Origin of the sequence: Legionella gratiana, assembly GCF_001467695.1 — a bacterium.
Taxonomy (GTDB): domain Bacteria; phylum Pseudomonadota; class Gammaproteobacteria; order Legionellales; family Legionellaceae; genus Legionella; species Legionella gratiana.
Genome location: NZ_LNYE01000005.1, coordinates 36,319 through 47,046, shown reverse-complemented (window position 1 = coordinate 47,046; position 10,728 = coordinate 36,319). Strand labels below are relative to the sequence as shown.

Genomic DNA, 10,728 nt, shown 5'->3' with positions numbered 1-10,728 from the left:
TTTGTTCTGACTAAGAATTAACAAAAATCACTAGAGTAGTGAGGACTTATAATGTTTGAAGAAATAATAAAAATCTTAAGAGATAAAGTAACCGTAAAAAAGAGTATCAAGGACGCAGTAGAGCTAAGTAAACAAATTGGTGTTCAAAAAAACTTGCCGTCTATATTGAATATTTTAAAGAATGCACCTGAAAACAGTATTGATGTGGTTATTTGTAATCAATTAATGAATAAGTTTAATAGAAATTGGGATTTTACTTGCGCTGTCCATAACTTATTAATCATGAAAGAACTAATTAATGAGGCTAGTTTTAATAGTTTTATCGCGATGGCAGGAAAAAATAGGCAGTTTGAAGCGGCACAAAATGCTTTTGAGCAAGCTAAAAAAAGGAAATTAGCTAATGAGATTACTTTCAATAGTTTCATTGTTGCAGCAGGAAAAAATGGACAGTTCGAGGCTGCACAAAATGCTTTTAAGTTATCCAAAGAATTAAAATTAGCCAGTGCAGTTACTTTTGCGAGTTTTATTGATGTAGCAGGAAAAAATGGACAGTTTGAGAAGGCGCAATATGCATTTGAGTTAGCCAAGGATTTGAAATTGATCAATGAAGTTACTTTTGCGAGTTTTATTGATGCAGCAGGAAAAAACGGGCAGTTTGAAAAGGCGCAATATGCGTTTGAGTTAGCCAAAGATTTGAAATTGATTAATGAAGTTACCTTCGCCAGTTTCATTGATGCAGCAGGAAAAAACGAGCAATTTGAAGTAGCGCAAAAAGCCTTTACATTAGCTCAAGATTCTAAATTAGCGAATCAGATTACGTTTAATAGCTTTATTAACGCAGCCGGAAAAAATGGTCATTTTGAAGCAGCGCTAAATGCATTTGAACTGGCTAAAGAAAAAAGATTAGCTGATAAGATCACGTTCGCCAGTTTTATTGATTTAGCAGGAAAGAATGGACAATTTAAAGCAGCGCAGGGTGCCTTTGAGTTAGCTAAAAAGTGGAAATTGACTAACGACGTTACTTTTAATAGTTTCATAAGTATAGCAGGAAAGAATAGACAGTTTAAAATGGCGCAAGACGCTTTTGAATTAGCTAAAAAATGGCGCTTGGCTAATAAAGTTACTTTTGCTAGTTTCATTGATGCGGCAGGAAAAAATGGTCATTTTGAAGCAGCGCAAAACGCTTTTGAGTTGGCCAAACGATGGAGCTTGTGTGATTGCTACACGTTTAATACCTTTATTGATGCCGCAGGAAAAAATAGTCAATTTGAAGCAGCACAAAATGCCTTTAAACAGGCCATAATATTGCATTTGGCTGATGAGTTAACCTTTGCCTGCTTCATTGACTCAGCGGAGAAAAATGGACAGTTCGAGGCGGCACAAAATGCCTTTGAGTTAGCTAAACGATGGAAATTAGCGGATAAGCCTACTATCCCAGGTTTTGTTGATACAGTACTATCATAATAAATAAAAGTATTAATAGATGAAATCATCTCTTTTTAGCCCCAATCATAAATATTCTTTGGAAAGGTAGCAAAACTTTATTATTTTTTTGTAAATAATATTCTTTTGAAATTTCCTGAATATATTCTTTGCTAAATAATCTAGCATCGTTTTCACTCATACGTGTAAATAGTGGCCTTAATCCAGTTCCTTTAATCCAATCAAATATCGCTTGAAAGTTTTCCATTTCTTGGTAGTAAATCGTTTCCCATAAGTGAAGTGGATCAGATGATGATGTGCTTAGCAAATCGTAATATGATGGCAAATGATAAAGAGGCTTGCTTAACTCATTATGTATTAATTGCTTTAAAAAAGGCCTCCACTCATGATGCATTTGTAATAATTTAATAATGATTTGATGAGTAGGTAAATGAAAGTTATTTGGCATTTGCACGGCTAATATACCACCTGAATTCAATAATTCTAATAGTTTTGGGAATAAAAAATTATGATCAGGTAACCATTGCAATGAGGCATTTGCAAAAATACAATCGATTTTCTCTGAGGGCGAAAAGTGTGCAATATCATCTTGTATGAATGTAATATCAGTGTAAGTCGATCGTGCTTGATTCAACATATCAGCAGAGGAATCTAATCCTACTATCTTGGCAGAAGGCCAACGCTGTTTTAATAGAATACTACTATTTCCTGGACCACAACCCAAATCATAGACTATTTTAGGTTGAAATGAAGTGGGAATAGCGTTGAGTAAATCACAAGCTGGACGTGTTCTTAATTCCAAAAATTGACTGTAGATTTTAGCATTCCAAATATCGTTCATTTTTCGTGCTCCTGAATTTGTCGCGATAAATAAAGAAAAAGCTTCGTTTTAAAATTGTGAAAGATAAGAGCAAACTTTCGCGATTATGATGAAATATTCTTTTGCGCCTTTTCTACAGCCAAATAGACACAAATAATAGTTATTATAGCCATCAGGATGAGATAAACGGAAACTGGCCAAGTTTTTCCATTTGTCCAATGGACTATTTCAGTAGCAATCAATGGAGTTAGACCTCCGGATAGAGCTGCAGATAAATGATAAGCAATTGCCATGCCGCTGTAGCGAATGCGTGTTTTAAATAGTTCAGAATAAAATGCGCCTTGAGCTCCATGCATTGCTGCATGAGCAAAACACATACCAAATATCACAGCAAAAAAAATTAAAAAAGGATTTTTAGTTTGTAACAACCAGAAAAATGGAAAAGCAAACAATCCCATCAATAAAGCACCTAAGATATACACTGGTCGACGTCCAATCCGATCCGATAGTTGCCCAAAAAAAGGAATGCATAGTGTTTCCAAAATAGCGCCTGTCATTACTGCATAGAGTAAAAGTGTTTTTGACAATTGCAGCTGAATTGTGCCATAACTTAATATAAAAACCGTTAATACATAAAAAGAAGCACTCTCTATAAAACGTGCGCCTATTGCTAAGAGAAAGTTTTTAAAATGAGAATGAAGCATTTCTAGGGCTGGAACTTTAGGTGGGCGTTTGTGTTTCAGAGCTTTCACAAAAACGTTGCTTTCCATAACTTTCAATCGAAGATAAAGACCTACGAACACTACAACAAAACTCAATAAAAAAGGGATACGCCAACCCCAAGAGAGGAACTGCTCTTGAGGAAGAGAAGAAAAAATAAGAAATACTACAATAGAAAGTACTAAGCCAAATGGCGCCCCAGAATTAGGCCAACTTGAATAAAAGCCTCTTTCTTTTTCCCGACTTACTTCCGCAGCCATAACAACTGCACCAGCCCACTCACCTCCGACAGCAATTCCTTGGATACATCGTAAAAGCACGAGACAAAGTGGAGCAAATATGCCAATTGTATTATAAGTAGGTAATAAGCCAATCAAAAATGTAGATCCCCCCATTAATGACAGTGTAGTAATCAGCATTTTTTTGCGACTAAATCTATCTCCATAATGACCAAAAATAATACCACCTAGAGGCCTTGTAAAAAAACCAACGGCATAAGCGGCGTATGCCGCCATAATTCCTGCTATGGGACTAAATTTAGGGAAAAAAAGCACATTGAAAAATAAGGCGGAAGCAGTCCCAAATAGATAAAAATCATACCATTCAATTGTTGTGCCAATAAAACTTGCAATTGATACTTTTCTAGATGCCTTAGATTTAGGATCTTGTCGTATGATGGACATAAGATAACTTGTATATTAGAGTTCATTGATCCTATATGAATTTTTTTTAAAATGCGAACTATTACTATAAGCATATGATGTTCAATATAATTTATGACAAATTGTGTTTAATTTTCGATATTTTTCTGGATAAGATTTTGGATATATTCTTAAAGAATAACTAAAATTTTTATAATCACCCATGATTGTGAGCAGTAAGAGATAGGGAAATCATATGGACTATGTAAACATTATTTTAAAAACATTAAATAAATTTGCGCAAAATTTCATCGGTCTGATTCCCAATATCATTATTGGTCTTCTTTTTGCGATCATCACCTATTTTATCGCGAAATTAATGGGGCATATCGTAAGCTCATTCTTACCTAGAATGGCGGTGCGTGCAAATTTAGTGATCATTACCCATAAATTGACCGTTATACTGGTTTGGTTTATTGGAATATTAATTATTTCTGCCATCATTATCCCTTCGGTTACAACTGCAAATGTATTAACTACTTTAGGATTAACTTCTGTTGCTATTGGTGTTGCATTTAAGAATGTTTTTGAAAATTTTTTTACTGGTATTTTGCTTTTGTTTCGAGAACCTTTCAGTATTGGTGATTTTATTGAAGTAGATTTTCAACGAGGTTATGTTCATCGTATTTCTGTCCAAAATACTCATCTACGTAAAACGGACGGAACACGCGTTTTTATTCCCAATTCGAAAATGTTTACTAGTACCGTGCAAATTCTGACTGATACAAAACTTAGACGGAAAAAAATAAATTGTAGTGTCGATTCTTGTGTCGATGTGGAAAAAGCACGCGCAACCATTAAACAAGCCGTAGAACAATGTGAGAGTGTATCCAAAGAAAAGTACATCCAAATTTATATTGTGTCCTTTTCATCGAATGGTATTGATTTTGCAATCTATTGGTGGACAAAACCTGAACCCAGCCACATTCGTTATTCTCTTGATGAGGTTCTTACGAGCATCAAAAAAGCTCTTGATAAAGAAAAAATTCCTATGACCTATTCGATGCCAGTGAGTTTTCTTGATTCGTTAACTGTGCTGCAAAAAAATCAAAATTCTCGTCAAAATGAAAATGAAGAGGAAAATTCCACAAGAAAAAATGAAGAGTGAAGGTTCTTAGAAATTATTCGTATATCTTAATTCAGCAAGCACGACGGAGTTAGTTCTTCAAACAATTAACAATTTTATCATCTTTGCTCCAGGCGCCTCCCTTACATTGCATTCCGGAATCAATATTCACATTTTTAAAAATTACAGGACTGCACTGATTGTACTTGCCGCAGAATAAGCGTGCTTCTTTTCCGGAGTTGATACTGTAAATGTTCTGATAGATTATATTTTTGAGAACCACATAGGATTTACTCCCTGTTTCGCTGTATTCCATGTCATACAAAATCGGGTATTTGACGTTTTCCATGGTGATATCACTGTAGGTAATGTTCGTTACTGTTCCTTTTTTAGTATCGGAGCAGTCTTTCTTATCGCATCGTGTTTTTATGCGCAGTCCATTGGATGCATTATGAAAACTGATATCCTGAACCAGGATGTCTGATACGGTGTTTTTGATGCCGCTGCCAATGGAAATTCCGTGTCCATAAAATAAATCGACATGGCGGATTTTTATGTCTTTGGCTGGTTCATTAATGGCATTAATCGCAATACCATCATCGCCGTTTCTGATGATGACGTTGTTTATCCTCATTTTGGTGATTGAGCCCACATTAATGCCATCTGTATTCGGCGAGTCTTCTGGGGTGTCGATACGTAAATCATGAACAGCAATGTTTTTACCGCCTCGAATCATGATGTGAAAACGCGGTGAGTTTTTTAATTGCAAATGGTTGATGGTTAGATTTTCAGCATGATTAACGTGAAGCAAGAAAGGCCTTTCTTTAGATGATTTGTAGTGCCACCAATGTTCCCCATTACCGTCAATTACGCTGCCATCAGGATTATCACCACTTAATGTAAAGTTATTCACCCAGATGAGGTTGATTAAACCGCGCTCATTTTTCCAGCTTTTATCCTTTCGGTCTACAGCAACAAGAGTAACGCCAGGATCAAGATGCAGAGTGATGTTGTGATGTTTCTTAATCGTAATTGGTTTTAAAATGTATTGTCCCGGCTGGACAGTCAAGGACAAATTATTTTGATATTTCTCAAGAGTTTTTTCAAGTTGCTCGCTCAAGTTATTACCTGAACCGAAAAAAACACATTCGGTTTTGTCCGTTTCATGAGCCGGCTTCTTACAACTGACTTCTACAGAATTGGCTGGAGTGGAACAGACTAGAGCGGTCATCAGATTGACCACCAATATTGTGTTTTGCTTCTTCATAGGTACCCCAACCTTGAGTGATTTATACCAGAGTGTACCATTCAGGTTCGGATTTATAGGGGATGACGAGAGTTTTTTCACTTCCTTAACTTAATGATAATGAAGCTTGAATTTCTTTGCTCTTTAATAATGAATGTATTGAACCTCAGAATAGGGTAGTAAAGTTATTCTATTAACCACTGCTTCTGATGGTCCATTCACGAAACCTAATGAGATTTTTGAATGATAAAATGGCTTGTTACATTTTTCATATTATCAATAAATGGACCTAACAGTAGATCATCTGGCTTTTTAAAACCGCTAAATAAAAATTGCTTATCCTGGGTCGTGAAACGAGTAATTTTTTCTATTAGTTGAGATTCATGAGACTGCACATATAAAATTGGTGGTGGTAGGTTTTTTTGAGTGAATAATACATGAACTTTATCTGCTTTATCAGGAAATTTTTTCAAAATACGATTCCAAACCATCGCTCCATCCACGTTCCCTAAAGTGGTTTGCTCTAATAAATCGTAAAAACCATTGGTCTCTTTGAATTCCAAGATAGTTCCTTTGGGAAAATGTGGCATCAGAGCAATAAGAAGCCCCCAAAAACTGGTAGTGCAATAAGGGTTAATGCGACCAAGTACTTGTGTATTTAAGTCTAAAATACTTAGGTTTTTTGGCGTTACAAAATCTGCTTGTATGGCTGGCTGCAAACATGCTTGAGCAAGAATTACTCCTTGTTTAAGGTAGGGTAATGTTCCTGCTGGAGTAAAAATGCCCCACAATTTCTCTTTGTCAAAGGCTGTAATCATTTTTGATAACTGGTGATATGCAATCAGCTCACATGGTACAGCCTTGGTGAAATCACGAGGGAACCCCAAATTATCGTCATAACCTATTCTTAGAGACATTCATTGTCCTTAGATTGAGTGTGTAAACTAATTATAGTACTAGGTTATTGTTCAAGCCATTAGTAGTAAAAAAATGGCTCAGATATAGGCAGTTTCTATTATTTTGCGTTGAAAAAGGAAAAAAAGCGAACAAAAAGACTGTCTTAATAATTTCATAGCAAATAGATTAGCAGCGAATCCACATTGAACATCAGAACAAAAAGCAAATCTCATCAAAATCTATCGCTTAGCCAAGAAACACTTAGGGTCTGCATTGTCAACTAAAGTGATAAGGTCAAGAAGTAATTGATTGGCCTCTTGTTTGCGTTGGAGCAAAGCCCATTTTTTCTCAGCCAGGTGGGGTTCAGTGCGATAATAAACTGAGAAAAACCCATTGCCTACGTTTTCTTGTTTGATACGTAAAAGAGCGTATTTCTGAATAAGTGGATGATCAATGTTTGCTTTATGTTGACAGAAATCGCGAAACGAAAGGGATGTTTTATCTTGATAATGTTCTAGGTACTCGTTTTGTATTGTTTCAAAAAGAGAAGAATATCCTCTATCAAGTTTTGAATCTTCACGCAACATTTGTACTATTCTTGGAAGCATTTCGTTATATTGTGTAGGGCTTGCTTTTTTTAGGGAAACTTTTCCTTCCCGTAAGTCGGGTTCCTCTAGATCCAGAGAGTCCATTAAGAGTTGAATGCATTGCATTGCTGCTTCATAATGAATGGTTGTACCAAAGCTTGCACAGGCCAGTCGGAATGCAAATGGAGTCGGTTTTGCTCCCAAATTATAGAGGCGTAAAGCTAAATCTTCATGGCCTAAACGTATCAAAAATTCAGCCGGTAACATCGATTCGTACTCAAAATTATCTTCATTATTAATAATGAATAATTGTTCCTCATGAGTGATACTGTTCTCAATATAACCAATAAAATCATATAATAATTCAATAAGATTTGGGTCGTCTAAACTCGACACAATTAAACTTTTGAGTGGATTATTGCCACTTTTAGGATGGATTAAATTCAAGTAAGGGGTTTGATCGAGGGTGACAAAATTGACTCTTTTTGCCATCAATTCTCGAAACAAAGTGGCCATTTGAGTGGAGGTGAAATTTAATTCATTAGTAGCAATAATATTAGCTAAAGTTGTTATCGATGGGGTCTCTTGGATTTTTGGGTCAGGATAGCCATAAATTCTCTTTGTTGCTAGAGTAGTCCAATGGGGGGGAGTATGCCCCACTTTTTCAATAGTAGTATGACTATGAATCGTAATTTGTTGACTTAAATATTCAGCATCGTGACTTTGAATGAACAACATTAGAAGAGCATATTTATTTTCTCTATCGAGCTGAGCGTTTAATAGATCCTGTAATTTGCTATCCGTAATGATCAATGGTTTCTTGCTTAATTTTTGAGAATAACCAGGATCGACATTGTGATAAAAAAAATGTGGAATTTTTTCTGCCATTTTATCGCGCATCGTTACGACCCTATTTCAAGAAGTTTTAAAATCGATAGCCTATAGAATAAAAGCTTCGAACCTAATGTTTTATATTGTTTTATTTTATCCATGATGACTTCATATTGATTACATTGTTTCTACAAGTCAAGAATAAAATGAACTTCCTTGTGAAAAAAAGATCGTCTTTCTTAAGAGAATAAAAACGTGAGTACGAGATCGAAAGGCTAGTGCAGCCTCTTGATTCAACCGTGGTAGCCCAGTACTGTGGAAATGGAATGTATTTGAGCGTAGTGATCATAATGACCATTCATTTCTGTTATCGGCTTATAGGCCTCGTCAGGTTGATATTTCGCTAATACAGAACGTAAAATTTGATTAAAGTCATCATTTGCAGCTCGGTTTGTTTCTTCTTTTAAATCGCTTAAAAAATCGCCTAAACAGTCTTTTCCAAATATCTGTTCTATTTTGGATAGTGCCTCAAGCACATCATTTTTTGTCAGTTCGAAATTTGAATCGATTTGAGGACTAAAAATTTCAGAAACTTGTGTCGGTATATCCTTTATAGATAAAGACTGCGCTTGGGCATAATATAGAGATGCTCCTATGTTGTAGCTTACGATATCAAAAGCTGCTTGCTGCAATGCGCCCATCAGTTGGGTTACTTGCCAATTCTCTTCTATTTCTTTACTTAATTCACCAGCTCTTTTGAGTTGCATATAACCAGCGCCTAGTTTTATTAAAGGCTGATAATGAGACAAATTTGTAGCCGCATCGATAATTGCTTGTGTATAATGATTTTCTTTATTAGATCCATAGGATTTAGCTAAAGGGCCTATCATATTTAAATAATACTCACCATCGATATTATTGACTCGAGCATAATAATCTAAACTATTCGCTAAATTGGATGAGCAGCGCAGTTCATTTTGTATAATAAGTTCGGCTTTATTTACGTATAACTTTAATTTAGAAGGACTTTCTTTTTTAAAAAACCTGGTTTTTAAGCTCCTAGAAGTTGGTGTTTCGACTTTGCTACTCATTGTTGTTGTTTTAGCACCGATAATATCAAAATCGTGTGTTCCTCCTGCATATTTAGTGATGCCCCATACATAGATCCTGAGCGCGAACATCGAAAAATAATCACCATGAAGTTTATCATTTTTTAATTCTTTGGCAGAAGAGTAATGATATTTTAAAAATTCATCTTTTTCTTGTTCCGTCATGAGCTTACATCCTTTGGGGCTATCAATTTCTTCAGTCCTAGCAAATAAGGTGATATCTGTGGGTAATGGCATTTATAATTTCCTTCAATAATTATCGTTCTAAGAATAGCTTGATGCTCAATTACACATAATACCTTATATACTTATGGCATAAAAACCCAATCTATCTGGATATTATTAGCAATAGAATTTGAAATATGATTATAATGATCGAACGGATGCTATTTTTTTTATCACAAGGAAGGGCTTCAAATGAAAAAGATATTTCAATGGTTGGCTGGAGTGCTCGATGACATTGTTGGCGTTGGGGAAGAGAAACCTAACAAATGTTATATGAGTGTTTATGAGGCTCAGAAAAAATATGATGCTGGTTTGATCAGCATCCGTGAATACAATGAAGTGTTGAAACGTAAGGATGTGATTTAGAATGTTGAATAAGCACAGCCCTTATTACTGGCTAATAAGGGCTGGTCAAGTAATTATTAATTAACTTTTTAAACCAACCGGAAAAATGATACTGATCGAATTACTTGATTGTCCTTGGACAGCCCCACCTTTTCCATTTGTCAAAGTATAAGCTACAGCAAATCTAGGTTCTATTGGGTTATTGCTTACATAGTTGCATGTGACTTCGCCTGTTGTGCTGTTGTAGTTGGTGGTTTCATTGTAGTAATTTCCAAGTTGGGCAGGAACATTGTGTGCCAGTGAAATGGATTTAAAATAAATTGGATTATTTTGTGACAAAATATTTTCTGTACCGAAACCAGCAATGTAATCTCCAAAATTAGTGATGCTATTTGAAGCACCTTGGGTAACGGGGCAAAAGATGTCCGCAATGAGACTTAGAGGGTTGGCCTTTATCACAGGAGAAAAAATAATAGTAGAAAACATTAACAATGCACATACAGGATTAGATTTTTTCATTGAAACTCCCTTTTTCAGTTATTTGGTGGCTTATTAATTTGACCTAAAGATCCGTTGGTTATTCTTTCAGATTGAAATCATTTGTAAGTAAAGAACGAACAGATAAAGGTACAATATGAATCATGTTTCAGGACATTTCGATTGTCAATATTAGAGCTCTTTCATAACCTGATGAATCAATGGATAAAATCTTGCTTTTCACTTATTTGATTTTCTAGG

10 protein-coding genes are annotated in these 10,728 nt (G+C 35.4%); 3 read left to right on the top strand and 7 right to left on the bottom strand.

Features of this window, described 5'->3' with window-relative positions; all coding sequences use genetic code 11:
* The first annotated feature begins 51 nt into the window (after nucleotides 1-51).
* Entirely contained in the window at nucleotides 52-1,464 is a 1,413-nt protein-coding gene (locus Lgra_RS02465) for a pentatricopeptide repeat-containing protein (protein WP_058497704.1), read from the top strand.
* A 25-nt stretch (nucleotides 1,465-1,489) separates the two neighbouring features.
* On the opposite strand, the gene Lgra_RS02460 is transcribed toward Lgra_RS02465, so the two are convergent.
* Both Lgra_RS02460 and Lgra_RS02455 read right to left on the bottom strand, forming a co-directional pair.
* Nucleotides 1,490-2,284, bottom strand: a complete 795-nt coding sequence (locus Lgra_RS02460; protein ID WP_058497703.1) for a methyltransferase domain-containing protein — start codon at nucleotides 2,282-2,284, stop codon at nucleotides 1,490-1,492.
* An 83-nt stretch (nucleotides 2,285-2,367) separates the two neighbouring features.
* Nucleotides 2,368-3,666 carry an MFS transporter gene (locus Lgra_RS02455; RefSeq protein ID WP_058497702.1) on the bottom strand — a complete coding sequence of 433 codons (1,299 nt, stop codon included), beginning with the start codon at nucleotides 3,664-3,666 and terminating at the stop codon, nucleotides 2,368-2,370.
* A gap of 214 nt (nucleotides 3,667-3,880) precedes the next feature.
* On the opposite strand from Lgra_RS02455, the gene Lgra_RS02450 reads away from it, so the two are divergent.
* The gene (locus Lgra_RS02450) at nucleotides 3,881-4,792 is read left to right on the top strand and encodes a mechanosensitive ion channel family protein (RefSeq protein ID WP_058497701.1); all 912 of its coding nucleotides are present in this window, start codon (nucleotides 3,881-3,883) and stop codon (nucleotides 4,790-4,792) included.
* A gap of 49 nt (nucleotides 4,793-4,841) precedes the next feature.
* On the opposite strand, the gene Lgra_RS02445 is transcribed toward Lgra_RS02450, so the two are convergent.
* The 4 genes from Lgra_RS02445 to Lgra_RS02430 form a co-directional block, all read right to left on the bottom strand.
* A complete protein-coding gene (locus Lgra_RS02445) occupies nucleotides 4,842-6,017 on the bottom strand; it encodes a glycoside hydrolase family 28 protein (RefSeq protein WP_058497700.1) in 1,176 nt (391 codons plus the stop codon).
* A gap of 206 nt (nucleotides 6,018-6,223) precedes the next feature.
* Nucleotides 6,224-6,913 (bottom strand): type 2 periplasmic-binding domain-containing protein, encoded by a 690-nt coding sequence (locus tag Lgra_RS02440; RefSeq protein WP_058497699.1) that lies wholly within the window; start codon nucleotides 6,911-6,913, stop codon nucleotides 6,224-6,226.
* A gap of 219 nt (nucleotides 6,914-7,132) precedes the next feature.
* Complete coding sequence (locus Lgra_RS02435) at nucleotides 7,133-8,380, bottom strand: hypothetical protein (protein ID WP_058497698.1); 1,248 nt, start codon at nucleotides 8,378-8,380, stop codon at nucleotides 7,133-7,135.
* 224 nt (nucleotides 8,381-8,604) lie between these two features.
* Nucleotides 8,605-9,657, bottom strand: a complete 1,053-nt coding sequence (locus Lgra_RS02430) for a hypothetical protein (RefSeq protein ID WP_058497697.1) — start codon at nucleotides 9,655-9,657, stop codon at nucleotides 8,605-8,607.
* 180 nt (nucleotides 9,658-9,837) lie between these two features.
* Between Lgra_RS02430 and Lgra_RS17965 the strand changes: the two genes are divergently transcribed.
* Nucleotides 9,838-10,011 (top strand): hypothetical protein, encoded by a 174-nt coding sequence (locus tag Lgra_RS17965; RefSeq protein ID WP_165482857.1) that lies wholly within the window; start codon nucleotides 9,838-9,840, stop codon nucleotides 10,009-10,011.
* A 60-nt stretch (nucleotides 10,012-10,071) separates the two neighbouring features.
* Here Lgra_RS17965 and Lgra_RS02425 read toward each other — a convergent pair whose 3' ends face one another.
* Complete coding sequence (locus Lgra_RS02425; RefSeq protein WP_058497696.1) at nucleotides 10,072-10,509, bottom strand: hypothetical protein; 438 nt, start codon at nucleotides 10,507-10,509, stop codon at nucleotides 10,072-10,074.
* Nucleotides 10,510-10,728: the final 219 nt, after the last annotated feature.